The sequence below is a fragment of the Marinobacterium sp. MBR-111 genome, from assembly GCF_040547585.1.
GTDB classification, from domain to species: domain Bacteria; phylum Pseudomonadota; class Gammaproteobacteria; order Pseudomonadales; family Balneatricaceae; genus Marinobacterium; species Marinobacterium iners.
This window is the reverse complement of the sequence record NZ_JBEPQA010000011.1, coordinates 17,355-43,487: the sequence shown is the minus strand read 5'-3', so window position 1 is coordinate 43,487 and position 26,133 is coordinate 17,355. Positions and strand designations below refer to the sequence as shown.

The window sequence follows — 26,133 nt, the reverse complement described above, 5'->3', positions numbered from 1 at the left end:
ACAATGAATATTGAACTTGATCGTTACTACACACCGTCAAATGTAGCTGACATAATTTTAGACAAAAGCTCGTTTAGCAGAGCTGACTCTTGTGTGGACTCAACCTGTGGATCTGGCAATTTGTTGAGTGCTGCCACACGACATTTTGGCACAGCAAGGTGTATTGGCCTTGATCAAGACAAACGGGCCATCGCAAAGTTACGCAAAGAAAACCCTGACTGGATTCTTTCAACCGCTAATCTTTTAAATAAGAATAGCTACATAAAAACCTTAGCATTTAACAGTTCTAGAACATGTGACCTATTGGTTTTAAATCCACCTTTTAGTCATTGTGGAAAAAAATATATTGAGATTGACTACGCTGGATCAAAACTAAGAACCAGTATAGCGATGGCCCATATAATAAAAAGCTTTGAGATTTTTAAGCCTCAAAATGGCGCTATAATAATTGTTCCAGAATCTTTACTTTATTCTGAAACAGACTCTTCAGCTAGAAAAATACTAGCTGATAAGTATCAAATGAAAGAAATTCTTGAGCTCGAATGTACAACCTTTAGAGGTGCCAGAGTGCATTCTGTCGCCATTGAAATATTATCTGGAGCCTCCACATTACTTAATAATTACAGCCCCATCCAAAAAGAAATAATTAGATCTAAGTTTATAAGAGGAAATCTTCCTGTATATAAAAAACAGGTTGATGATAACGGCACGCCATATATTCACTCTACCGACCTCAAAAATTTAATATATCCGGATAGTTTAAGTAGCCTTATTAAAGTAAAGCCACTTGGTGATAATTTAATAAAAGGCTATGTGATACTTTTTCCAAGGGTTGGTTTTCCAAAGATAGAAAATATTATTCCCATTGAAATCAAGGATAAAACACAGCTCTCTGACTGTGTACTATCTTTAGTATTTGAAAACTATTCTGATGCTTTAGAAGTAGAAAAAAGAATTAAATCAAAATGGGAAGGCTTTCTACATTTATACCGTGGCACAGGAGCCAGGTACACTACGATCTCTAGAATGATTCCATTTTTAAATTCAATTGGGATTACGACAACATAGGAAGTTATCGAATACGTGCTCTCCCATCTCACTTAAATGAGACGGGAGAGCACGTATATGAGACGTCAGATCACGTTAGATGAGATCCGACATCGAAGAATCAAACGTCCAGATTGGCTACGTTCAACGCGTTGGCTTCAATGAAGTTACGGCGCGGTTCTACTTCATCACCCATCAGAGTAGTAAACAACTGATCGGCAGCAATGGCGTCATCAATAGTCACCTGCAGCATGCGGCGTGCATTCGGGTCCATCGTGGTTTCCCAGAGCTGATCCGGGTTCATCTCGCCAAGACCCTTATAACGCTGAACAGAGTTGCCTCTGCGCGACTGCTCCAGCAGCCACTGGATACCGGCCCCCAGTTCATTGAGCGGGAAGCGACGTTCGCCACGCTGAAGGTAGGCGCCATCTTCGAACAGTGACTGCAGTTCATGACCGAGTGATACGATGGACTGGTAGTCACGAGAACGGAAAAACTCCGAATCAAGTGTATAGTCGGAATCAACCCCGTGCTGAATGATCTTGATGACCGGAAGGTAGAGGCTGTGCTCACGATCCAGCTTCAGGGTGCACTCATAGCGTTCACCACCATCTACGTAAGTAGACAGGGCTTCACAGAGCTGCTCCGACCATTGTTGTACCTGCTCGGATGATGACAACTGCTCAAGTGTCAGAGTCGGCAAGTACAGCAGTCGCTTCAATACCTCATACGGATAGACGCGACTCAATCGCTCGCACATGCGCTCGACCTGACGATAACGGGTAATCATCGACTCCAAAGCCTGACCAGAGATGGCAGGAGAGCCTTCACCCGGGAACAGGCTGGTACCGTCAAGAGCACCCTGGAGCAAGTAGTTATCAAGCGCTTCGTCATCCTTGAGGTATTGCTCCTGCTTGCCTTTCTTGATTTTGTAGAGCGGCGGCTGGGCAATATAAATATGACCGCGCTCAATCAATTCGGGCATCTGGCGGAAGAAGAAGGTGAGCAGCAGGGTACGGATATGCGAGCCATCCACGTCCGCATCCGTCATGATAATGATGCTGTGATAACGCAGCTTGTCGGCATTGAACTCTTCACGTCCGATACCACAGCCCAGTGCCGTAATCAGCGTGCCAACCTCGGCAGAGGTGAGCATCTTGTCAAAACGCGCCTTCTCGACGTTAAGGATCTTGCCCTTGAGCGGCAGGATTGCCTGCGTGCGGCGATCACGCCCCTGCTTGGCAGAGCCTCCTGCGGAATCACCCTCCACCAGGTACAGTTCAGAAAGGGCCGGGTCCTTTTCCTGACAGTCAGCCAGCTTGCCTGGCAAGCCCGCCACATCCAGCGCACCTTTACGGCGAGTCATTTCACGCGCCTTGCGGGCCGCTTCACGCGCACGCGCAGCATCGATCATCTTCTGAACAACAGCCTTAGCATCCTGCGGGTTTTCCAGCAGATAGGCATTCAGTTCAGAAGCCATCAACTGTTCAACCGCCGTTTTCACTTCGGAAGAAACCAGTTTGTCCTTGGTCTGTGACGAGAACTTGGGATCGGGAACCTTGACCGAAATAATCGCCACCAGACCTTCACGGCTGTCATCACCACTGGTGCTGACCTTGCCATTCTTGTTCAGCTGCTCAGACTCAATGTAGCTGTTGAGGCAGCGGGTCAGTGCCGCACGGAAGCCCGACAGGTGGGTACCGCCATCACGCTGCGGGATGTTATTGGCAAAGCAGTGCAGGCCTTCCTGGAAGCCGTCGTTCCATTGCATCGCCACTTCAACACCTACGCCATTTTCATGCATGGTGTTGAAATGAAAGATCTTATTGATCGGTGATTTGTTCTGGTTGAGAAACTCAACAAATGCCGCAAGGCCACCTTCATATTCAAACACTTCTTCACGGCCGCTGCGCTCATCCTTCAGGCGAATACGAACGCCTGAGTTAAGGAAGGACAATTCACGCAGGCGCTTGGCCAGGATGTCATACTGGAAGCTGATGTTGGTGAACGTCTCTTCAGACGGCTTGAAGCGTACAATCGTGCCGGTCAGGTCTGTTTCACCCACCACACGCAAGGGCACTTCGGGTACACCGTGATGATAGATCTGCTCGTGTACCTGCCCCGCACGCCGAATGGTCAGCTTAAGCTCCGAAGAAAGCGCATTCACAACAGATACGCCCACACCGTGAAGACCACCTGATACCTTGTAGGTGTTGTCGTCGAACTTGCCACCGGCGTGCAGCACCGTCATGATCACCTCAGCCGCCGATACACCTTCTTCCTTGTGAATATCAGTAGGGATGCCACGGCCGTTGTCAGACACGGTAACGCTCTCATCCGGGTGGATGATTACGGCAATCTCGGAGCAGTGACCGGCAAGCGCCTCGTCAATGCCATTGTCGACCAGCTCGAATACCATGTGATGAAGGCCGCTGCCATCATCGGTATCGCCTATGTACATGCCCGGTCGCTTTCTGACCGCATCAAGCCCCTTCAGGACCTTGATACTGGACGAGTCATAATTCTGGTTTTCACCACTCATGTTTGATCTCCTGGCGCACCCCTGTGCGTTAACGTACCGGATTCCACCCTGAACAGTGCAACATCAGTCTCAGGCTGCCAGACCCGACTCAATAGGTCCGGATCCACACAGGTGATAAAGCACTGATTGGCACTCGCCTCTAAAAATTCGCAGAACTGCCGGCAGTGACGCTCATCGAGCTCGGCCGGCAGGTCATCGATCAAGTAAATACAGGCACGGTTGTTGAGGCGATGAAACAACGCACCCTGGGCCAGCCTAAACGCACTGACCACCAGTTTTTTCTGTCCGCGTGACAGCCGATCAGCTGCATTCAGACTGCCTGTCTTGAAGCGCAGGTCAGCACGCTGCGGCCCCAACGAGGTAAAGCCCTGACGCAGATCGCGCTCAAGATTTTCAGTCAGAAGGGCTTCGAGGCCCCGCTTGCGATCCCAGCCGGGACTAAACAGCAGGCGTACCTCGACACCCTGTAACAGTGCGCTCAGGGCCTGCTCAAACCCGGGCCTGAGCTGCTCAATATAGAGCTGCCGAAGAGCCGTCATCTGCTCTGCATAGTGAACGAATTCAGCATCCCAGGTTTGCCTCACGCGAGGATCGATTTTACCACACTTCAGCAGTGAATTTCGCTGCTTGAGGATACGCCTGAAACCACGCCACAAGCGGATAAAGGCAGGATCGAAATGAAAGGTACCCCAATCAAGAAACTGTCGCCGAATACCCGGACTGCCATCAAGCAAATCGAAGGTATCACTGTTGATCACCTGTATCGGCAGAAGCTCGGCAAGAGCCGCGGCATCAAGGCTTTCACCGGCATAACGCACACGCACGTCGGCATCCAGGCTGCGCTCGACACCCAGGGGCTTCACCTGTCCGGTACCCAGCGAATCGGTTTGGGCAAACACAAGTGCACGCGTTTCTCCCTCCTGCACCAGATGACGAAACTGGTTGCCGCGAAAGGAACGGGTCAGGCCCAGAAAGTGAATCGCTTCAAGCACACTGGTTTTGCCACTGCCATTATCACCATACAGAATATTGATTCGGCTGAGCCGATCTGCAGTAACATTGGTCAGGTTACGGATGTGCTGGATACGGAGCTGTTTGAGGGGCATCGGGAGATACAGACAGGGGGCCGAAAGGCCCCCGAAAACGGTCACATGCGCATCGGCATGACGACGTAGAGCGCATTGGGTTCGTCGTAGCCGCGAATCAGCGCGCTGCTGTTGGAGTCCAGCAGAGTGAAACGCACAACATCGGAGTTAAGGATCGACAGTACATCAAGCAAGTAGTTGACGTTGAAGCCGATCTCAAGCTGTCCACTCTGATAGTCGACGGCCACGGTTTCTTCCGCTTCTTCCTGTTCCGGGTTATTGGCCATGACCTGCAAGTAACCATCAGTCAAGGTCAGGCGAACGCCGCGGTACTTTTCATTCGACAGAATGGCGATGCGACTAAAAACCTGACGCAGCTCCTGGCGGTCTCCCAGCAGCTCCTTGTCGCCATTGCGCGGAATGACGCGCTGATAGTCCGGAAACTTGCCGTCAACCAGTTTAGAGGTAAAGGTAAAGTCACCAACATTGGCACGGATATGGTTGGCCCCGATCACCAAGCGCACACTTTCGTCACCGCCTTGAAGCAGGCGTGCCAGTTCAAGAATACCCTTGCGCGGCACAATGATCTGCTGCTGAGAGCTGCTGTCGGTCTCAACCGGACATACCGAGGTGGCCAGCCGGTGGCCATCGGTGGCAACACTGCGCAGCTCGCCTTCCTTGACCTCCAGCAGCATCCCATTAAGGTAGTAACGCACATCCTGCTGCGCCATGGAAAAACCGGTCTGATCGATCAGGCGGCGCAGCGAGGACTGCGGCAACTTAAGCTCAAACGTCTCAGGGCTGTCTTCAACGTTAGGGAATTCCTGCGCCGGCAGCGTCGACAAGCTGAATCGGCTCCGCCCAGACTTGATCATCATCTTCTGGCCGCTGAGCTCGAACTCGATACGTGCGTCATCAGACAGCGATTTACAGATATCCATCAGCTTGCGTGCCGGCACGGTAACGGAACCGGCTTCTGCAGGCTCATCCAGCTGCACACGGCCCACCAGCTCGACCTCTAGGTCGGTGCCGGTCAGTGAAAGCTGATCGCCTTCGGCCGCCAACAGAATATTGGACAATACCGGCAGCGTCTGACGGCGTTCCACAACTCCCGCCACCAGCTGCAGTGGTTTAATGAGCGCTTCTCTGGATATAACAAGTCTCATGATTCTGGCTACCCTGTCAGGATCCTGTACTACGCCGTCAGATGACGCAGCAGATTTTTGTAGTCTTCGGCAATATCGGTATCGGTTTCACGCAACTCTTTGATTTTACGACATGCATGCAACACCGTCGTGTGGTCGCGACCACCGAAGGCGTTACCGATTTCGGGCAAACTATGGTTGGTCAGTTCTTTCGCCAAACTCATCGCCATCTGGCGTGGCCGCGCCACTGAGCGGCTGCGACGCTTGGAGAGCAAATCAGCCACCTTGATCTTGTAGTAGTCGGCCACAACCCGCTGAATATTATCAATACTAACCTGTTTGTCCTGTAACGCCAGCAGGTCTTTGAGTGATTCCTTGATAAAGGGAGTATTGATGGTGCTGCCCGTGAAGTGAGCATTTGCTATCACTCGTTTCAAAGCACCTTCGAGCTCACGCACATTGGAGCGAATTTTCTGTGCCAGGAAGAAAGCAGCATCGTCAGGCAAATTGACCCGCGCTTCCTGCGCCTTCTTCATCAGGATGGCCACACGGGTCTCAAGCTCCGGTGGTTCGATTGCAACGGTCAGCCCCCAGCCGAATCGTGACTTGAGCCGTTCTTCAACGCCGTGAATTTCCTTCGGATAGCGGTCGCTGGTCAGAATCATCTGCTGACCACCCTCAAGAAGGGCATTGAAGGTATGGAAGAACTCTTCTTGGGAACGCTCTTTGCCGGCAAAGAACTGAATATCATCGATCAGCAGGGCATCAACGGACCGGTAGTACCGCTTGAAGTCATTGATTGCGTTCAGCTGCAGTGCCTTGACCATGTCAGCAACAAAGCGCTCGGAGTGAAGATAGACAATACGCGCATTCGGGTTGCGCTTGAGCATTTCGGTCCCGACCGCATGCATCAAGTGGGTTTTACCCAAACCAACGCCACCATATATAAACAGCGGGTTGTAGGAACCACCCGGATTGTCTGCAACCTGTTGTGCAGCCGCCAGGGCCAACTGGTTGGACTTACCCTGCACAAACGATTCGAAAGTGAACATCGGATTAAGGTTGGACTGATGACGCACGCTGCCTTCAACTTCAACGCGACGCCCACCCATTGAGTTCATAACAAGGCCCGAATCGACCGGTTCCTGCTGATCGAAAAAGCCCATCTGGGGAGTGGGCTCATCGCTCCATTCGTCAGCGCCTGCCTGATCGTCGGCCATAACATCCGGGGATGTCGTCTGCACGGGCGCTGCGGCAGGCGCAGCAACCGCAACGGGCTGGTGCTGTGACGCAACTGGAGCAGCGGGAGGAGAGGGCGCACGCTGAACAGTCTGAGCAGCTTGCGCAGACTGACGACGGCTTCGGGTCGGGGCGGTACGATGCCGGGGTGTAGCCGCCATCGCTGCACTCTGCCCGGAGACATCCAGACGCACCTCGGTGCTCATGTCACCGGTGACTTCCGAAACCGCCTGCTGAATGCGGGCCAGAAACTTGTCCGCAACCCAGTCACGCACGAAACGGTTCGGCGCCAGCAGCAAAAGCTCCTGCGAAGCATCATCCTGAGCCCGCAAGGGCCTGATCCAGGTATTGAATTGTTGGGCAGGGAACTCCTGCTGGAGACTTCTCAGGCACTGTTCCCAAAGCTCTACCGACATCCGTTTACTCCCAACCGCTCAGGCCTTAGAGTCCCGGGGGATCACAAAAATTCGAAGAGGAACATTCTAGCGCCTAAGGCAGTGGTTATCCACAGTTATACTAGATTTTGTGTAAAAAATGCCGACCATGCGCCAAATCGGTATTTACCCCCACGCCAGCACTAAAACTGGACGCGGCGTGAACAAAAAAAGGGTTAAAAACAGCTTTGCCATGTAGTTATAAACAAAACATCCTATTGTTTTTATAGAAAATAAAGTACTTATATACAGAATTACACAACTTCATCACCAACAGGATACAGTTGCCATGGCCCGCGTCTGTTCCAGACAGTCGTTTAGGCCAGAGCCTGCATCCAGTGATCGATAGCTCGTGCAATTCACACCTCGCCCCAAAAAGTGTTTGCAAGATAACCAGCAATCCCCTAGAATTTCGCGTCTTGATTTTATACCCCGTGGATTATCAGCCACCTCACGTACATCAGTGTAAGTAGGACTGAGGCAATGAAAAGAACATTTCAACCCAGCGTTTTGAAACGCAAACGTAATCACGGTTTCCGTGCTCGCATGGCAACTGCAAATGGCCGCCAGGTTCTGAACCGTCGTCGCGCTAAAGGTCGTAAGCGTCTGTCTGCTTGATTCAGATTCTGAATAAGGTCGCATGACTGAATGACCGATTTCCGATATCCCCGCCGTCTGCGACTGCTGACGAGCGGGGATTTCTCGCGTGTATTTGACCGCGCAGATGTCAAAGTACCGGACCAGCACCTGCTGATTCTGGCCCGCCCCAATGATCTTGGTTATCCCAGGATCGGATTCGTAATCTCGAAGAAAAATGTCCGTCGGGCGGTGAAACGTAACCGCGTTCGGCGTATCATTCGCGAGTCTTTTCGCCTGCATCAGCATGAACTCCCGGCACTGGATATGATTATTCTCGCTCGCAAGGGCCTGGATACTCTTGAAGGCACTGAGTTGAATGCCGTTATCAGGCGTTGTTGGTCGCGTGCCGGCAAGAAAGCGCGAAAGCTCACATAACAAACTGATGGTTCTACCACCATGGATGTACAGCGAGTCATACTGATTGCCGCTCTGGCACTGGTATCCTACCTGATGGTATTGCAGTGGAACGAGGATTACGGTCCCTCCCACCAGCCTGAACAACAGGTCACCAGCTCTTCCGCCTATTCCACTGACCCGGCATCAGCCGTTTCAGAACTGCCACAAGCATCCGATGCTGCGGCAAGTGCGGATATTCCCCAGACCGGAACAGCTGCAGAGGGTGCCGCCCAAGCATCTGCCGCCAGCCTGATCAAGGTCCGCACTGACGTGCTCGAACTGCTGATCGACCCACGCGGTGGCGACATCATTCAGGCCGCTCTGCCACAACATCAGGGGGCACTGAATTCAACTCAGCCCTTTGTCCTGCTGGAGCAGAATGCCAACCGTACATATGTCGCTCAAAGCGGCTTGATCGGGCCCGACGGGCCTGATGCCAATGTCACGGGCAGGCCGCTTTACACCAGCGCTCAGACTGAATACACACTGGAAAACGATACCCTGACCGTGGATCTTGGCCTCACCACCGACAAGGGTGTTGAAGTGACCAAACGCTTCACCTTTTTCCAGGGTGAATACCGGGTTGGTATGGAATACCTGATCAAGAACCCGACAGAAACACCTTTCCAGGGTGTGCTCTTCGGCCAGATCAAGCGTGATGGCTCGAGTGACCCCTCACAGCAGAACAGCATGGGCATGCAGTCCTATCTGGGCGCTGTTTTCTCCACCGCCACAAACAACTACCAGAAAGTTGATTTCGGCGATATGGATGATGAGAGGTTCAATGTCTCCAGCCCTGACGGCTGGGTCGCCATGGTTCAGCACTATTTCCTCAGCGCATGGATACCGGAACCGGGCACCGAATACACCTACCAGTCCCGCAAGCTGAACGGCAATTACATTGCAGGATTCCTGTCGCCCACCTTTACAGTGTCCCCAGGACAGTCTGAAACCGTCAGCGCCACTTTCTATGCCGGCCCCAAGGATGTTGACCAGCTCAAGCTGATTGCTCCTGACCTAGACCTGACCATCGACTACGGCTGGCTGTGGTGGATTGCCTCCCCACTGTACATGCTGCTGAAGTGGATTCACTCACTGGTTGGCAACTGGGGCCTTGCGATCATTGGCATCACCATCATCGTCAAGGCTGCGCTGTTCCACCTGAACGCCAAGGCGTTCCGCTCGATGGCAAAAATGCGCAAGTTCGGCCCTGAAATGGCACGCCTGAAAGAACTCTATGGCGACGATCGTCAGAAGATGTCTCAGGAAATGATGAAGCTGTACCAGAAAGAGAAGATCAATCCGCTGGGAGGCTGCCTGCCGATTCTGGTTCAGATGCCGATCTTCATCGCTCTGTACTGGGTACTGATGGAGTCCGTCGAACTGCGTCATGCCCCTTTCTACGGCTACATTCAGGACCTGTCGCAGATGGACCCGTACTTCATTCTGCCGATTCTGATGGGCATCACCATGTTCATTCAGCAGATGCTGAACCCGACACCGCCCGACCCCATGCAGGCGAAGCTGATGAAGATGCTGCCAGTGATCTTCACCTTCTTCTTCCTCTGGTTCCCGGCAGGTCTGGTTCTGTACTGGCTGGTGAACAACATTCTGTCGATTGCCCAGCAGTGGGTCATCAACAAACAGATCGAAGCAGGCAATGCTGCCAAAGACTAAAGGCATGCTCTGCAGGTAAAATGAAAAGGCTCCCACGGGAGCCTTTTTCGTTGTGTTAAGGAGACCACCATGCTCAGCAGTGCGCAGGACACCATCGCAGCCCAGGCAACGCCCCCCGGCCGAGGCGGTGTTGGGATTATCAGACTGTCCGGGCCCGATGCGCTTACCATCGCGCAACAGCTGCTGGGCTTTACACCAAAACCCCGTTACGCCCACTACACCCCGTTCCTGGATGGACAGGGCGAACAGCTGGACCAGGGCATTGCGCTCTACTTTCCCAATCCTCACTCCTTCACTGGTGAAGATGTGGTTGAACTGCAGGGGCATGGCGGTCCGGTCATCATTGACCTTCTGCTGCAACGGGTAATCGCCCTGGGCGCACGACTGGCACGCCCCGGAGAGTTTTCCGAGCGCGCTTTCCTCAACGACAAGCTGGACCTGGCCCAGGCAGAAGCCATTGCGGATCTGATCGACAGCTCGTCAGAGCAGGCCGCCCGTTGCGCACTGCGCTCACTGCAGGGCGCATTTTCCGAGCGTGTGCATGCACTGGTGGAGTCCCTGATTCAGCTACGCATCTATGTGGAAGCCGCCATCGACTTCCCAGAAGAAGAGATCGATTTTCTTGCAGATGGCAAGGTGCAGTCAGACCTGGCACTGATCCTCAAAAATCTGCAGCAGGTGCGTCAGGAAGCACGCCAGGGCAGTCTGTTGCGCGAAGGCATGAATGTAGTCATTGCAGGGCGCCCCAATGCCGGCAAGTCCAGCCTGCTCAACGCACTGGCAGGGCGAGACACCGCCATTGTCACCGACATAGAAGGTACAACACGCGATGTGCTGCGCGAGCATATCCATATTGATGGCATGCCGCTGCATATCATCGATACCGCCGGGCTCCGCGACGCCCCTGATGCTGTCGAGCGCATCGGTATTGACCGCGCCTGGGAAGAGATCCGCCGCGCCGACCGCATTCTGATGATGGTCGACAGCAGCCATTCAGCGACCACTGATCCCTCTCAGTTATGGCCCGAGCTGGCCGATCACCTTGACGACTTCAGCCATGTCACACTGATTCGCAACAAGGCCGACCTGACCGGCGAACCGATTGGCATGCGTCAGGAAGGTGAATACAGCCTGATTTCTCTAAGTGCCAAACAGGGGCTGGGAATTGATCTGTTGCGCGAGCATCTAAAGCAGGTAATGGGTTTCAATGCCACAACGGAAGGCGGATTCATGGCACGTCGCCGTCATGTCGATGCACTGGAACGCACTCGTCAGCTGCTTGAAACCGGAGCCGAACAGCTCGAAGCGCACGGAGCCGGCGAGCTGCTGGCCGAAGATTTGCGCCAGGCACAACAAGTACTCAGCGAGATAACCGGTGAGTTCAGCTCGGATGATCTGCTCGGCAGAATCTTCAGTTCATTCTGTATCGGGAAGTAAGACCAACTATCACGAAGGGTAAACGCAAGCAACGCATCACCAAATCTGATAAAACGGCAGCTGCAACCTCAAAGGGAATATTGATATGGTAAGAAATTTTACTATTTGTTTGGTCACAATCAGTACATCTAGTTTTGCTGCGAACTTTTGCCCAGACGGAACAATCGAGACTGTAGAGCTGATCACCCAACATGAGACAACCCTGCTTCCGGGCTCCCAAGGACTCAATATTCTCGGCGAGGGACGAGGTCAGGTTAAACACTATTTCAGCGTTGGCGGCGAAGAATACATACACGAAGACAGCGAGCGTCGTATCCCTACCGGTATTTTGGAAACGGGCGGGTTTGCCTATCGATGGGCCCCATTCGAAAAAGAGACCTGGCAGGTAGATGGCTACATCTATCGCTCTTCCAAAGGTGATAAACGGGACTACAACAAGCGAAGCCAAACAGAGCCTCGCGATCATAACCCCGCGGTAGCAATCGAAGATATATCCGCCAAGACAGACAATACCGATGTATTTGCAGGCCACCGGTGCCGAGTATCAACGAAAACGATTGCGTCAGGGGCAACCGTATCCAGCTGTAGCTTAAGAATTTATGGTCGCAACACACCCATAGACTGGCAAATTGTGCATGAAGGCGGATCAAAACAGACAAAACAGACGCTGTCACTGACCCAGAAATGTGTCGACACAGCTGTCTTTGAGATCCCCGAGCGCAACTGGCAGTGATAAGATTAGGAAGCCATATACATGATAAAAAAATATCAAAATACAACTTTAATACTGACTAACTGATAATTTTTACATCAAGGTTCAGATTTAAAATTAAACCTAAAATTTGACAAGAAAAATTTTAATTAATAGTTACTATTTTTTAGTATCAACGAGGCTGCGCAAGCCGCCTGATGGACTTCTCAACTTCAAAAGGATGTGTACATGAAAATGCCTAAGTTACTCCTTTCTCTCATTTGTGCACTTGCACTAAGCGGCTGCATTGATGTCAGCCTGGATTTCGATCTGAAATCGGAACAACTCGACATTCGTACTCTGCAGGGTGCTGATACAGGAAAGCCAGGCCCCAACCCAAATAAAAATTGTGAGCAACAGGGCGGGTCACTCACTTCTCATGCAGACGGAAGCACTGTTTGCCATCATGTCACTCAATTTTCAATTGACACATGGTTGCAAGAGGGAAAAGTCAGTTTTATCGATATCGGCAGTACAGAAAAATCCAAACCTATGCCGATTGATGTAGAAACCGAAGATGAAGGTGTTATCAAACTCGCACTTGACGTCAACACTTTCATTTCCGAGTTCAATGAGGACATGTTCCCACCTGATATGCCTGCTGAAATGCAACAGGCCATGATCAAAAGTCTTAAAGAAGAAGTTGGTAGTGAGGGTTTTCATATCGCTTTCACTGGCGAACAGGTAAAGGATACCAACGGTTCTTTGTCCAATAACGGCAAAACTGTCACCTTTAATATACCGATGCTCGATATAATAGACCCCGCCAACAAGCAGTCTCCAGACACCTATACTGCGGTTATCCGGGTTGATGAAATGCCTGAAAAATTATTGGCTCCTGTCACGTTTAGCGACTCGGAAGTTCGTAAGTTCATTTCTTCAGAACTAGACGGTAAACTTCCAGTGGGATGGCAAGCCGTTGTTGTTACGGCTGAAATAGCCGAAAACAAAGTATCAATGGTCAGTGACTATATTATTAATGATACTGCTCATAGATTTATGCTACCTGACAGCACCGCTTCAGAAAATGCACTGCTCAAGTTACATAATCAGATGTCTGAAGATGGGCTGGGTTGGCGCAAAGCGAAGCTGACATTAAAGCCGGAAGGCAGCTTGCGAATCGAACCTTTGGATTGAAAAATTAAAACGGTCATATTGACTTATTGACCCTACTGAGGCTACTCAGTAGGGTACTATCCGCTATTCAGGATGAACGCCTCCGTTTTATAACGACTGATAATCAGGAAGAATTAATCATGTCCAGAAACCGTCTGAACCTTTTAGCTTTAGTCACCTTATTCATGCATTTTTTTATCGCGGTGCCATCACAGGCCGAAGAGCAGCGGGCCAAACGCCCCTTTGCTGTGACAGATGTACCCGAAGCAGGCCTTCAAATATTTGTACCCGCGCGACCACAATGGAACTGGGAAACTCAACGCCGCCGTGATACCCATGCGATAATACTCAGTACACCTGAGGACTATTATCCACCCACAAGTATTGATATTGTCAGTGTGCCTGATATCACGATCAAAAAGGAACTTTTACCTTTGATTGCACTGAAATCTTTGGCAACTGTACGCAAGAGCGCAAGTGCCATGAATCCTGAAGTCATGCGAAAAATGGAAAAAGTAACCTATGGCGACATCGTAGGTTATGAAGAGCTTCTGTCTTTGAGATCTGAAGGGGTGGATTACGAAGCGCTCAGTTTTGCCGGTATGATGCCTTCAGGACGCTCCGTAGCTTTTTTTGCTGTTACCGCTCAGGGAAAGTCAGAACACATCCATCCAATGCTGACTAAAATAATCAGTAACTTGAAACCTCTTCCCAATAATTAAAAGGAAATACACTAATGGACGCCTATGTTGTAGGGAATTTACTGGGCCGCTTGCTGATGAGTGCCGCTATTGTTTACCTTGTGCTATTTGTAGTCGGGAAGTTTGACTTCAAGTTCGCTAACAAAAAATTGAAAAGTATTGGCTCTATCTTGGCCATAATGATTCTTTTTTTGTTGGGTTTGGCTGCAAACCATACAGGGTAGAACAATCAAAAAAACTGATATATTTGCACCATTCAGACGGCTTAATTGATTCTCCTTTTAGTGTGACAATAATTGCACTGAATCAGGAGGAGAAGAATGCCAGCCCTGCGTAACACAATAGAGTCCTATGGATTGATCAGCATCCTGCTGCATTGGCTGGTTGCGTTGACAGTGTTCGGTCTTATTGCCTTGGGGCTGTGGATGGTCGAACTGAACTATTACAGCCCCTGGTACAAGCTTGCACCATTCTGGCACAAGAGTATCGGTTTAAGTCTGGCCGCTGTTCTTGTTGCACGCCTTCTGTGGCGATTGACAAACCCTCAACCCAAGACACTTCCCAGCCATCGTCGCTGGGAGGTTCGTCTTGCCCATGCCGCTCATGCTCTGCTCTACTTCATGCTGTTTGCCATTCTGATCAGTGGTTATCTGATCTCGACCGCTAAGGGCCAGGGCATCAGTGTATTTGGCTGGTTTGAACTGCCGGCACTGATCACCGGGCTTCCTGGTCAGGCCGATCGCGCAGGGGCTGTGCATTACTGGTTGGCCATGGGCGTACTTGCGTTAGTAACCCTGCACATTCTGGGTGCGCTCAAGCATCATTTCATTGATCGTGACACCACCCTCATCCGCATGTTGAGGCCGGGGTCCACTCACACCAAGGAGAATCATAATGAATAAACTGTTTGCCGGTATGGCATTGGGTTCAATGCTGTCAATGTCTGCTGTGACAGCTCAGGCAGCGGAATATGCCATTGATATCGAAGGCCAGCATGCTTTTGTCAATTTCAAGATAAGCCACCTGGGCTACAGCTGGCTGTACGGCCGCTTCAATGAGTTTGACGGTCGATTCAACTGGGATTCCGAATCACCGGAAGACAGCAGTGTGAGCGTCAATATCAATACTGCCAGCGTGGATTCAAATCATGCCGAACGTGACAAACACCTGCGCAGCGCAGACTTTCTCAATGTGGACGCTCATCCCGTTGCACGCTTTGAGTCTACTTCTGTGACTGCGTCAGAGGATGGCGCGCTGGAGATCAAGGGTAACCTGACACTGAACGGCGCGACCCGCGAAGTGATCATTGATGCCCAACATCTGGGTGAGGGTGAAGACCCCTGGGGTGGATACCGCGCAGGTTTCGAAGGCAGCACCAGCATTCGCCTGAAGGACTACAATATCGATATGGATCTTGGCCCTGCTGCACAGGAAGTCGAACTGATTTTGAGTATTGAAGGCATCCGCCAGTAAGCTCTGCACAATCAAGGCCGGCACCGTCGGCCTTTCCACCTTCATTTCCCCCTGTTTTTATCGCTTTGCAGCGGCTTTAGCGTTTCTTGCTACTTACCCACAGGCAAAGCCGAATTTTTTTTCGGTATCTTACCCACATGTGTCACTGATTCCGGGCCTAACCCTGCTGGACATTTATTGACCGGCATTGTGATAGCCTGTGCAAAACAAGGGTTGGCTTTATGATAAACCCTCGTTATCCACAATCAAAGAATTCGTAATTTACTGTTTTTAAATAGATTAATGCTTTTACTCTGTTATCATGGCATAACTTACCAATCCCATCCTGCAATAAAACCTGCTCATGTTATACATACCACACACAGACTTATCAACAGAACTATCTTAATGATATTCAGCACTTGTTTGTGTTGTCGAAATCAATTCACAGCCAACGTACAGCTTGCTCTGCTCTTAACCACATGAATATACAATTCACACCAGCCTGTCCGGAAACTGTGTTCCTGTCCCGGAACCATCTGTGCACAAACGGTGGAACAATTCAGGCTGTGGATATAGTGCTGTTTTACACACAGCTCATCCCAAGGGCGTCACCAGTCACAAGGGCAAGGGTATACAGGGTTTGAAGATGTATAACCATATGAAATACATACGAAAAACCGTACTATCAACGGAAATGTGGCTGACCATACATAACAAACAATAATCATCTTTATATATAAACCTTACTTATCCTTACTTATATATAAGAAGAAAAAGAGCTGTTCAATATTTGACCATTTCCTGCAGCACTTCAGAACGCTATACTTGTCAGCCTTTTCACCCGACCCATGCGGTCAGTTCGACAACACAATCTGTGAGGCCTGTGCAGTGGATTACCCTGACCACTTTGATGTAATCGTGATCGGCGGCGGACATGCCGGAACAGAAGCCGCTTTGGCATCCGCACGCATCGGTGCCAAAACTCTGCTTCTGACACACAACATCGAAACGCTGGGTCAGATGTCCTGTAACCCAGCCATCGGCGGGATCGGCAAGAGTCATCTGGTGAAAGAGATCGATGCGCTTGATGGGGCGATGGCACGGGCAACTGATCGAGGGGGTATCCAGTTTCGGGTACTTAATGCCCGCAAGGGGCCTGCTGTACGTGCAACACGCGCCCAGGCTGATCGTATCCTCTACAAGGCTGCCGTTCGTTCGATACTGGAGAATCAGCCTAACCTGCATATTTTCCAGCAGGCGGCTGATGACTTGATCGTGGAAGGTGAACAGGTCAGGGGGGTAGTGACTCAAACCGGCATTCGTTTTCACGCACGTTCCGTGGTTCTGACTGCAGGTACCTTCCTCGGAGGTGTTATCCATATCGGACTGGATCATCATGCCGGTGGCCGTGCCGGTGATCCGCCTTCAATCCGTTTGGCACAGCGATTACGAGAATTGCCGTTACGGGTCGATAGGCTCAAGACTGGCACACCTCCGCGCATCGATGCCCGCAGTGTCGATTTTTCCGTCATGCAGCCTCAGCCGGGTGATACTCCAACACCGGTCATGTCTTTCATGGGCAGCCGGGATGAGCACCCACAGCAGGTCAGTTGTTTCATCACCCATACCAACGCCCGTACCCATGACATTATTCGTGGCGGGTTGGACCGGTCGCCCATGTATACCGGCGTGATCGAAGGGATTGGACCTCGTTACTGCCCCTCTATCGAAGATAAGATCAATCGCTTCGCGGACAAGGATCAACACCAGGTTTTTGTTGAACCTGAAGGCCTTACTACCCATGAGCTATATCCCAACGGCATCTCCACCAGTCTGCCGTTTGATGTACAGATGGAGCTGGTTCGTTCGATTCGCGGTTTTGAACATGCACATATCACCCGACCGGGCTATGCCATCGAATATGACTTTTTCAACCCGCAGGATCTGCGTCATACGTTGGAAACAAAACATATCAGTGGTCTTTATTTTGCCGGTCAGATCAACGGAACGACCGGTTACGAAGAAGCCGGCGCTCAGGGCCTGCTGGCGGGTTACAACGCAGCAGCACGCGCACTTGAGCGCGAGCAGTGGTATCCTCGCCGCGATGAAGCCTATATCGGTGTTCTGGTCGATGATCTGATCACGCTGGGTACCTCCGAGCCCTATCGCATGTTTACCAGTCGGGCGGAATACCGTTTGATTCTGCGTGAAGACAACGCCGATCTGCGCTTGACCGAAAAGGGGCGTGAACTGGGGCTGGTCGGCGATGAACGCTGGATGCGGTTCGAGGCCAAGCGCGAAGCGATGGAGCTGGAGCTGCAACGCCTGAAAAATACTTGGGTACATCCCGCTACGGTCGAAGCAGAGCAACTCAGCAGCCGTCTGAAAAGTGAGCTGACCCGAGAATACAATCTGGCCGACCTGATCAAGCGCCCCGAGTTGGGCTACAACGACGTGGCCTGGCTCAAGGGCGAGCCGATCAATGACGCTCAGGCTGCAGAGCAGGTTGAGATCCAGCTCAAATATTCCGGCTATATCGAGCGGCAAAAGACTGAAATCGAGCAGATGCGCCGCCAGGAAAACACTCGCTTGCCGGATGATTTCGATTACAGTCAGGTCAGTGGTCTGTCCAATGAGTTGAAACTCAAGCTGGGTCAACAGCGCCCGGAAACCCTGGCACAGGCTTCACGCATTCAGGGTATGACACCTGCAGCGATTTCGTTGCTGCTGGTATATCTGAAAAAACGCCAACTCAGCCATAACAGGACACAGGTGCAACATTGATGGATCGGTATCGCCACACGCTGGAGCAGGCGCTGAAACAACTGAAACTCGACCTCAACGAAACACAAGTCGAGCGCCTGCTGGCCTATCATCAATTGCTGGTGAAGTGGAACAAGGCATACAACCTGACCGCTGTACGTGATCCGCAGGAAATGATCAGCCGTCACCTGGTGGACAGTTTGAGCATTCTGCCCTGGATTGGCTCGGGACGTCTGCTTGATGTGGGCAGTGGCCCTGGTCTGCCCGGTATTCCGCTGGCGATCTGCCGTCCCAATCTTGATGTCACCACACTGGACAGTAATGGCAAGAAGACACGGTTTCAGCAGCAGGTGCGCATCGAGTTGGGGCTGGATAATCTGACCGTTATCAACGGTCGAGTGGAACAGGTAGAGGCAGCCCCTTTCGACATGATAGTTTCACGCGCCTTTGCTTCCATTTCTGACATGCTGACACTCAGCGGGCATTTGGCCGCGCCAAGTGGAGTGTTTCTGGCGATGAAAGGACTGTATCCTGAAGCCGAACTCGAACAGATACCGGCAGGGTTTTCATTGCAGGACGTACACCGGCTTAACCTGCCGGATACCGATGGCGAGCGACACCTGCTGATCCTTGGGAGAATCTGAACGTGGCCAAGATCATCACAATCACCAATCAGAAGGGTGGTGTGGGTAAAACCACCACCTGCGTCAACCTGGCGGCATCTCTTGCCGCGACCCGCAAACGGGTACTGATGATCGATCTGGACCCCCAGGGGAATGCCACCATGGGCAGCGGCATCGACAAGCATCAACTGGAACATTCGGTGTATGAGCTCCTGACAGATCAGACCGATGCCGCCAATGCGATCATCAAGGATACCCTGTGCGGCTATCATCTGATCGGTGCCAATGGCGACCTGACGGCTGCCGAGGTTGAGCTGCTGCAGCTCCCGCGGCGTGAATTCCGGCTCAAAATGGCACTGATGCCGGTGATGGATGACTATGACTTCATCCTGATCGACAACCCGCCGTCACTCAATCTGCTGACGGTCAACGCACTGGCGGCATCATCCGGTGTGATCATTCCTATGCAGTGTGAGTACTATGCACTGGAGGGGATCAGTGCACTGGTCGGGACCATCAACAAGATTAATCAGCGCCTGAATCCGGAGCTGAAAATCGAGGGCATACTGCGCACCATGTACGATCCGCGCATGAGCCTGACGAAGGATGTATCCACTCACTTGGTGGAGTATTTCGGGGATAAGGTCTATCGCACGGTGATCCCCCGTAATGTGCGTCTGGCTGAAGCGCCAAGCCATGGTCTGCCGGCACTGCAGTATGACAAGAGCTCCCGCGGGGCTCTGGCCTATCTGGCTCTGGCTGGTGAATTGATTCGCCGTACGGATCGGGAACGCACCGCAGAGGCGGTGGTGACAACGGAACAGGAAGCTGAATGATGGTAGCGAAAAAACGGGGACTGGGACGCGGGCTGGATGCGTTGCTGTCTGATGTGGCGGCAGAAGATTCACCTTACGCGGAACAGACCGAGGCACGTCAGGCTACAGACAAGCAGGGTGACTTGCGACAGATGCCACTGGATGACATCCAGCGTGGTCGTTATCAGCCACGGCGTGATCTAGAACCGCAGGCATTGGAAGAGCTGGCAAACTCGATTCGTGCCCAGGGCGTCATGCAGCCGATTGTGGTCCGACCGGTAGCGGAGGGACGTTACGAAATCATCGCAGGTGAGAGGCGCTGGCGAGCGGCACAGATGGCGGGATTGAGCACAATTCCGGTGATTATCCGCGATGTGCCCGATGAAGCAGCCATCGCTATGGCCCTGATTGAAAACATTCAGCGTGAAAATCTCAACCCAATCGAGGAAGCGATCGCGCTGCATCGTCTGCAGACCGAGTTTGAGCTGACCCAGCAGCAAGTCGCTGATGCCGTTGGCAAGTCCCGCTCCACGATTACCAACCTGCTCCGGTTGATGAATTTGACTGATGAGGTCAAAAAAATGCTGGAGTATGGCGATATCGAAATGGGCCATGCGAGGGCATTGCTGGCACTGGAAGGGCTGGTTCAGATCAAGGCGGCAGATGAGGTCGTCACCAGAGGGCTTTCGGTACGCGAAACCGAGTTGTTGGTGAAGCGTTTTCAGCAACCCGCTGATGCCGAAGAAAAGCCGTCAAAGCAGCCAGACGAACAGCTGCAGCAGCTTGCAGGAGAGCTGTCTCAGCGTTTTTCTGTACCAGTCAAGATCAATGCGACGGCAAGCGGCAAGGGCAAGATTTCAATCAATTTCAAGTCGCGTGATGAACTCGATGCAATCCTGCAGCTGATTGGCTGACCCGCATCAGGTAATATCCAGTCGTACTGGCTTAGGGTAAGACCTTAGTGCAAATCTTCCGGGTTTCAGTTGAGAAACAGGGGGGGAATGCCTATAATCTGCCCGCTATTTGGGCACTGTTTCGGACGATACAGGATCAGGATTGAGGAAGAGTACAGCGGAGCAAGTCCCAAAAGCGGCTGTCAGTGTACGTGACAGGCGCAGCATCAAGGGATTCAAGCGAATCTTCCTGCAACAGGCCGTGTTGATACTCAGTGTATCTGTGGCCTGTTTGTTGCTCGGGGTGACACAAGCATATTCGGCCCTGCTGGGTGGTCTGCTTTACCTGATTCCGAATCTGTATTTTGCCTGGCGGGCATTTTCCAGCCAGGACGCCGATAACGCCCATCGCATCGTGATTCGTATGTATGCGAGCGAAATAGGGAAAATGATGCTGGCGGTTGCGCTGTTCAGTGCAACCTTCATGCTGGTTCAGCCTTTGAGCCCATTTCCCCTATTTGGCACCTTCATACTGCTGCAGCTATCCGGATGGATACTGCAGCTGAAGCAGTGCAGACACAGTTCCTGAAACTTTGAATGAGAGATACTGAGAATGGCAAGTGGAACAGTTACATCCTCAGAATACATTTCCCATCACTTGACCAACTTGACGTTCGGGAATCATCCCGAAAACGGTTGGAGCTTCGCGCACGGTGCGCAGGAAGCGGCAGAGATGGGTTTCTGGGCGATCAACGTCGATACAATGCTGTGGTCCGTGGGGCTGGGCCTGCTGTTTATATGGTTCTTCCGCAAGGTGGCCAAAAGTATGACAGCCGGTGTTCCTGGGGGGGCGCAGAACTTCGTTGAAACTCTGATCGAGTTCATCGATGAGAACGTCAAAAGCATCTTTCACCACAAGAATGCCGTAATTGCCCCACTGGCACTGACCATCTTCGTCTGGATTTTCCTGATGAACCTGATGGACCTGGTGCCGGTTGACTGGGTGCCTTACATCTTTGCGCAGATGGGTGTTGAGTACATGAAAATTGTACCGACCACTGACGTGAACGCTACCGGCGGCATGGCATTGAGCGTGTTTGCCCTGATTGTTTACTACAGCATCAAGCAGAAAGGTGTGAGCGGGTTCCTGGCTGAGCTTTCATTCCAGCCGCTGCCGAAAATATTTGCTCCGTTCAACCTGTTCCTTGAGCTGGTTGGTCTGCTTGCCAAACCGGTGTCACTGGCACTGCGACTGTTCGGCAACATGTACGCGGGCGAAATGATCTTCATCCTGATCGCGCTGCTGCCGTTTTGGGCGCAGTGGGTGCTGTCTGTACCCTGGGCGATCTTCCATATCCTGGTTATTACTCTGCAGGCGTTCATCTTCATGGTGCTGACAATTGTGTACCTCGCGATGGCGCATGATGATCACTGAGTTGTAACGGATAGAGTTTACTGAACAACCGATTTACCTTTGCAAAACTAACTAACTTAACCTTGAAAATAGTTGGAGAGAAAAAATGGAAGCAATGCTGTATATCGCTGCTGCGCTGATGCTGGGTCTGGGTGCTATTGGTGCTGCTATCGGCATCGGTATCCTGGGTGGCAAGTTCCTGGAAGGTGCTGCTCGTCAGCCTGAACTGGTTCCTCTGCTGCGTACTCAGTTCTTCATCGTAATGGGCCTGGTTGACGCGATCCCGATGATCGGTGTTGGTCTGGGTCTGTACGTCCTGTTCGCTGTTGCTTAATTAAGTAGTTCGAATGGCACTGCGCCCCTGCGGGGGTAACTACTTGAACAGACAACCGCGAGAGGTAATGGCGTGAATATCAATCTCACCATCATTGGTCAGGCCATTGCATTCTTCCTCTTCGTCGTATTTTGTATGAAATACGTCTGGCCACCGATTACCGGTGCCCTGGCTGAGCGTAAGAAGAAGATTGCCGAAGGGCTTGATGCGGCCGACCGTGCTAAACGTGATCTCCAGCTGGCACAGGAAAAAGCAGCTGACGGAATGCGTGCAAGCAAGGAAGAGGCAGCCGCCATCATTGAACAGGCCAACAAGCGGGCTAACCAGATCATTGAAGAAGCCAAGGAGCAGGCACGTGTCGAAGCCGACCGTGTGAAAGCATCTGCTCAGGCTGAACTCGAACAGGAAGTCAACCGTGCACGCGAAACACTGCGCGCTCAGGTGGCTACACTGGCAATTGCCGGTGCTGAAAAGATTCTGGAAGCCTCTGTTGACGAAAAAGCGCACGCTAAGCTGGTTGAGAAACTGGCAGCTGAGCTTTAAGCGAGGTTTACGATGGCTGAACTCAATACAGTCGCCCGGCCCTACACCAAAGCCGCATTCGAATATGCGCGTGAGAAGGGCAACCTCGATCAATGGTCTCAGACACTGTCACTTGTCGCCATGGCGGCCAGTGACAGCCTGATGACCCGAGTGCTGAGCAATCCGTCCCTGAGCGGCGAGCAAAAAGCTGACGTTGTACTGTCAGTGCTCGATGCCAAGGCGGATGAAGCAGGCAAGAACTTTGTTCGTCTGTTGGCCGAAAACGGCCGGCTGAGCCTGCTGCCAGAGATCTCCGTGCAGTTCGAGCGCCTGAAAGCCAATCTGGAGAAAAAGGTCGATGTTGACCTGACCACGGCTTTCCCGCTCGAAGATGCACAGCAGGAGAAACTGGCCAAGGCCCTCAGCACCAAGTTGGGTCGTGAAGTGAAGCTTACATCCCAGGTGGATAAATCCATCATCGGGGGTGTGGTTGTTCGCTCTGATGACCTTGTGATCGACGGTTCCGTTCGCGCACGACTGGCGAAACTGGCCGAAGCGATGAATTCCTGAGTGTGAGGAATAACAATGCAGCAACTGAATCCATCTGAGATCAGCGAGATTCTCAAGAAGCGCATCGAGAAACTTGATGTGTCTTCTGAAGCCCGTAACGAGGGCACCATCGTCAGCGTATCCGATGGTATTATCCTGATCCACGGTCTTGCCGACGTTATGTACGGCGAGATGATCGAATTCCCGGGCGGTGTCTACGGTATGGCACTGAACCTGGAGCGCGACTCTGTCGGCGCCGTAGTACTGGGCGACTACCAGGGTCTGGTCGAAGGCATGACCGCACGTTGTACCGGTCGTATTCTTGAAGTGCCGGTTGGTCCGGAACTGCTTGGTCGCGTTGTTGACGCGCTGGGTAACCCGATCGATGGCAAGGGGCCGGTCAATACCAAGCTCACCGACGCGGTTGAGAAGGTAGCGCCGGGTGTAATTGCACGTCAGTCCGTAGATCAGCCGGTTCAGACCGGTCTGAAAGCGATTGACGCGATGGTACCGGTTGGCCGTGGCCAGCGTGAGCTGATCATCGGTGACCGTCAGATCGGTAAGACCGCAATTGCGATCGATGCGATCATCAACCAGAAAGGTACCGGCATCAAGTGTATCTACGTTGCGATCGGACAGAAGCAGTCCACCATCGCCAACGTGGTGCGCAAGCTGGAAGAGCACGGTGCGATGGATCACACCATCGTTGTCGCTGCAGGCGCTGCTGATCCGGCTGCCATGCAGTACCTGGCACCGTACGCCGGTGCGACCATGGGTGAATACTTCCGTGACCGCGGTGAAGACGCGCTGATCGTATTTGACGACCTGACCAAGCAGGCTTGGGCATACCGTCAGATCTCTCTGCTGCTGCGTCGTCCGCCGGGCCGTGAAGCATACCCGGGTGACGTATTCTACTTGCACTCCCGTCTGCTGGAGCGTGCGTCCCGTGTAAATGCTGACTACGTTGAACAGTTCACCAAGGGTGAAGTGAAAGGCCAGACCGGTTCTCTGACCGCGCTGCCGATCATCGAAACCCAGGGTGGTGACGTATCTGCGTTTGTACCGACCAACGTAATCTCCATCACCGATGGCCAGATCTTCCTGGAAGCCAGCCTGTTCAACTCTGGCGTACGTCCTGCGATCAACGCAGGTCTGTCCGTATCCCGAGTGGGTGGCTCTGCCCAGACCAAGATCATCAAGAAGCTGGGTGGCGGTGTGCGTCTGGCACTGGCTCAGTACCGTGAGCTGGCAGCGTTCGCGCAGTTCGCTTCCGACCTGGATGATGCTACTCGTAACCAGCTGGAACACGGCCAGGCCGTAACCGAGCTGATGAAGCAGAAACAGTACTCTCCGATGTCCGTCGCCGAGATGGGTCTGAGCCTGTACGCTGCCAACGAAGGCTTCCTGAAAGGTGTCGAGCTGGACAAGATCGGTGCATTCGAAGCAGCCCTGGTCGCCTACTTCAACAGCGAACACGCTGATCTGATGGCGAAAGTGAACGAGAAAGGCGGTTACGACGACGAAATCGCGGCTCAGTTCAAGGCTGGCATCGAGAAGTTCAAGTCTACCCAAACTTGGTAATTGCTCGTCAGAGCTGGTGACCGGCCAGATACACCGGCCGGTCCAATACTGATTCAAGTTTAATAGGCGGAACTATGGCAGTCGGAAAAGAGATTAAGACGCAGATTGCGAGCATTGGCAGCACGCGCAAAATCACCAGCGCCATGGAAATGGTTGCTGCGTCGAAGATGCGTAAAGCCCAGGATCGCATGCAGTCTTCCCGTCCGTACGCCCAGAGCATCCGTGGTGTTATTCAGCACCTGGCGAAAGCCAACCCTGAATACAAGCACCTCTACATGCAGGAGCGTGAGGTCAAACGTGTCGGCTTCATTATTGTGGCATCCGACCGTGGCCTCTGTGGCGGTTTGAACGTGAATGCGTTCAAGGCAGCTGTAAGCAAAATGAAAGAGTTCCACGACAGGAATATCGAAGTCGATATCTGTGCACTGGGCTCTAAGGCAATCACCTTCTTCCGTAACTACGGCGGTAACGTCGTTGCTGCGAAGGGCGGTCTCGGCGATGCGCCGGAACTGGAACAGCTGATCGGTTCGGTCAAGGTGATGCTGGATAACTTCGACGAAGGCAAGCTGGATCAATTGTTCATCGTATCCAACGATTTCGTGAACACCATGACCCAGAAGCCTGGCGTTGAGCAGCTGCTGCCGCTGAAGGCGGAAGACGATGACAAGACGCTCAACCATCACTGGGACTATCTGTACGAACCGGACGCGAAGGAGCTGTTGAACGGCCTGCTGACGCGTTACATCGAGTCCCTGGTCTATCAGGCCGTGGTTGAGAACAACGCCTGTGAACAGGCAGCCCGAATGCTGGCGATGAAGAATGCAACCGACAACGCCGGCAACCTGATCGACGAGCTTCAACTGGTATACAACAAGGCTCGTCAGGCGGCGATTACTCAGGAAATTTCCGAGATCGTCGGTGGTGCTGCTGCTGTTTGATGCAGTGAACAGGTTTAAAAGTTAAGAGGATCCGAAC

Annotated in this window: 26 protein-coding genes; 22 read left to right on the top strand and 4 right to left on the bottom strand. The window is 52.2% G+C overall.

Translation table 11 applies throughout. From position 1 onward, the window contains the following. The first annotated feature begins 3 nt into the window (after positions 1-3). Positions 4-1,068, top strand: a complete 1,065-nt coding sequence (locus tag ABIE61_RS09625; protein WP_354408880.1) for an N-6 DNA methylase — start codon at positions 4-6, stop codon at positions 1,066-1,068. Positions 1,069-1,168: 100 nt separating this feature from the next. On the opposite strand, the gene gyrB is transcribed toward ABIE61_RS09625, so the two are convergent. From gyrB to dnaA, 4 genes are read right to left on the bottom strand one after another with little or no spacing between them, the layout of a single operon-like run. Next, the gene (gene gyrB, locus ABIE61_RS09620) at positions 1,169-3,589 is read right to left on the bottom strand and encodes a DNA topoisomerase (ATP-hydrolyzing) subunit B (protein ID WP_354408877.1); all 2,421 of its coding nucleotides are present in this window, start codon (positions 3,587-3,589) and stop codon (positions 1,169-1,171) included. Continuing rightward, on the bottom strand, positions 3,586-4,695 hold the full coding sequence (gene recF, locus ABIE61_RS09615; RefSeq protein ID WP_354408874.1) for a DNA replication/repair protein RecF: 1,110 nt from the start codon (positions 4,693-4,695) through the stop codon (positions 3,586-3,588). Before recF ends, gyrB begins: the two co-directional genes overlap by 4 nt. A 41-nt stretch (positions 4,696-4,736) precedes the next feature. Continuing rightward, entirely contained in the window at positions 4,737-5,840 is a 1,104-nt protein-coding gene (gene dnaN, locus ABIE61_RS09610; protein WP_354408871.1) for a DNA polymerase III subunit beta, read from the bottom strand. A 29-nt stretch (positions 5,841-5,869) separates the two neighbouring features. Then, positions 5,870-7,474, bottom strand: a complete 1,605-nt coding sequence (gene dnaA / locus ABIE61_RS09605; protein WP_354408868.1) for a chromosomal replication initiator protein DnaA — start codon at positions 7,472-7,474, stop codon at positions 5,870-5,872. Positions 7,475-7,975: 501 nt separating this feature from the next. Between dnaA and rpmH the strand changes: the two genes are divergently transcribed. From rpmH to atpG, 21 genes are all read left to right on the top strand, one after another. Beyond that, complete coding sequence (gene rpmH / locus ABIE61_RS09600; RefSeq protein ID WP_091827522.1) at positions 7,976-8,110, top strand: 50S ribosomal protein L34; 135 nt, start codon at positions 7,976-7,978, stop codon at positions 8,108-8,110. A 30-nt stretch (positions 8,111-8,140) separates the two neighbouring features. Continuing rightward, positions 8,141-8,506, top strand: a complete 366-nt coding sequence (rnpA, locus tag ABIE61_RS09595) for a ribonuclease P protein component (protein ID WP_091827523.1) — start codon at positions 8,141-8,143, stop codon at positions 8,504-8,506. 21 nt (positions 8,507-8,527) lie between these two features. Then, positions 8,528-10,204 carry a membrane protein insertase YidC gene (gene yidC, locus ABIE61_RS09590; RefSeq protein ID WP_354408865.1) on the top strand — a complete coding sequence of 559 codons (1,677 nt, stop codon included), beginning with the start codon at positions 8,528-8,530 and terminating at the stop codon, positions 10,202-10,204. Between the two features lie 69 nt (positions 10,205-10,273). Further along, a complete protein-coding gene (gene mnmE / locus ABIE61_RS09585) occupies positions 10,274-11,641 on the top strand; it encodes a tRNA uridine-5-carboxymethylaminomethyl(34) synthesis GTPase MnmE (protein WP_354408862.1) in 1,368 nt (455 codons plus the stop codon). A gap of 85 nt (positions 11,642-11,726) precedes the next feature. Further along, positions 11,727-12,374 carry a hypothetical protein gene (locus ABIE61_RS09580; protein ID WP_354408859.1) on the top strand — a complete coding sequence of 216 codons (648 nt, stop codon included), beginning with the start codon at positions 11,727-11,729 and terminating at the stop codon, positions 12,372-12,374. Between the two features lie 207 nt (positions 12,375-12,581). Beyond that, complete coding sequence (locus ABIE61_RS09575) at positions 12,582-13,529, top strand: hypothetical protein (protein ID WP_354408857.1); 948 nt, start codon at positions 12,582-12,584, stop codon at positions 13,527-13,529. Positions 13,530-13,648: 119 nt separating this feature from the next. Further along, complete coding sequence (locus ABIE61_RS09570; protein WP_354408855.1) at positions 13,649-14,230, top strand: hypothetical protein; 582 nt, start codon at positions 13,649-13,651, stop codon at positions 14,228-14,230. Between the two features lie 14 nt (positions 14,231-14,244). After that, entirely contained in the window at positions 14,245-14,433 is a 189-nt protein-coding gene (locus tag ABIE61_RS09565) for a hypothetical protein (RefSeq protein WP_091827885.1), read from the top strand. Positions 14,434-14,529: 96 nt separating this feature from the next. After that, positions 14,530-15,111, top strand: a complete 582-nt coding sequence (locus ABIE61_RS09560; protein ID WP_354408852.1) for a cytochrome b — start codon at positions 14,530-14,532, stop codon at positions 15,109-15,111. Beyond that, positions 15,104-15,682, top strand: coding sequence for a YceI family protein (locus ABIE61_RS09555; protein ID WP_354408849.1), 579 nt, complete (start codon positions 15,104-15,106; stop codon positions 15,680-15,682). The genes ABIE61_RS09560 and ABIE61_RS09555 overlap by 8 nt, the downstream gene beginning before the upstream one ends. 870 nt (positions 15,683-16,552) lie before the next feature. After that, positions 16,553-18,448: a tRNA uridine-5-carboxymethylaminomethyl(34) synthesis enzyme MnmG gene (gene mnmG / locus ABIE61_RS09550; RefSeq protein ID WP_354408847.1), complete on the top strand. Its 1,896-nt coding sequence runs from the start codon at positions 16,553-16,555 to the stop codon at positions 18,446-18,448. Further along, positions 18,448-19,071, top strand: coding sequence for a 16S rRNA (guanine(527)-N(7))-methyltransferase RsmG (gene rsmG, locus ABIE61_RS09545; protein ID WP_354408845.1), 624 nt, complete (start codon positions 18,448-18,450; stop codon positions 19,069-19,071). The genes mnmG and rsmG overlap by 1 nt, the downstream gene beginning before the upstream one ends. A 2-nt stretch (positions 19,072-19,073) precedes the next feature. Beyond that, positions 19,074-19,886, top strand: a complete 813-nt coding sequence (locus ABIE61_RS09540; RefSeq protein ID WP_091827881.1) for a ParA family protein — start codon at positions 19,074-19,076, stop codon at positions 19,884-19,886. After that, positions 19,886-20,779: a ParB/RepB/Spo0J family partition protein gene (locus ABIE61_RS09535; RefSeq protein WP_354409013.1), complete on the top strand. Its 894-nt coding sequence runs from the start codon at positions 19,886-19,888 to the stop codon at positions 20,777-20,779. Before ABIE61_RS09540 ends, ABIE61_RS09535 begins: the two co-directional genes overlap by 1 nt. Before the next feature lie 142 nt (positions 20,780-20,921). Next, positions 20,922-21,347, top strand: coding sequence for an ATP synthase subunit I (locus ABIE61_RS09530; protein WP_354408843.1), 426 nt, complete (start codon positions 20,922-20,924; stop codon positions 21,345-21,347). Between the two features lie 24 nt (positions 21,348-21,371). Then, on the top strand, positions 21,372-22,193 hold the full coding sequence (atpB, locus tag ABIE61_RS09525; protein ID WP_091827879.1) for a F0F1 ATP synthase subunit A: 822 nt from the start codon (positions 21,372-21,374) through the stop codon (positions 22,191-22,193). 85 nt (positions 22,194-22,278) lie between these two features. Continuing rightward, positions 22,279-22,506, top strand: coding sequence for a F0F1 ATP synthase subunit C (gene atpE, locus ABIE61_RS09520; protein WP_091827878.1), 228 nt, complete (start codon positions 22,279-22,281; stop codon positions 22,504-22,506). A gap of 72 nt (positions 22,507-22,578) precedes the next feature. Continuing rightward, complete coding sequence (locus tag ABIE61_RS09515; RefSeq protein WP_091827877.1) at positions 22,579-23,049, top strand: F0F1 ATP synthase subunit B; 471 nt, start codon at positions 22,579-22,581, stop codon at positions 23,047-23,049. Between the two features lie 12 nt (positions 23,050-23,061). Then, positions 23,062-23,598 (top strand): F0F1 ATP synthase subunit delta, encoded by a 537-nt coding sequence (locus ABIE61_RS09510; protein WP_091827876.1) that lies wholly within the window; start codon positions 23,062-23,064, stop codon positions 23,596-23,598. A 15-nt stretch (positions 23,599-23,613) separates the two neighbouring features. After that, positions 23,614-25,158: a F0F1 ATP synthase subunit alpha gene (gene atpA, locus ABIE61_RS09505; RefSeq protein ID WP_354408838.1), complete on the top strand. Its 1,545-nt coding sequence runs from the start codon at positions 23,614-23,616 to the stop codon at positions 25,156-25,158. A gap of 74 nt (positions 25,159-25,232) precedes the next feature. Continuing rightward, the gene (atpG, locus tag ABIE61_RS09500) at positions 25,233-26,096 is read left to right on the top strand and encodes a F0F1 ATP synthase subunit gamma (RefSeq protein ID WP_091827874.1); all 864 of its coding nucleotides are present in this window, start codon (positions 25,233-25,235) and stop codon (positions 26,094-26,096) included. Positions 26,097-26,133 lie beyond the last annotated feature (37 nt).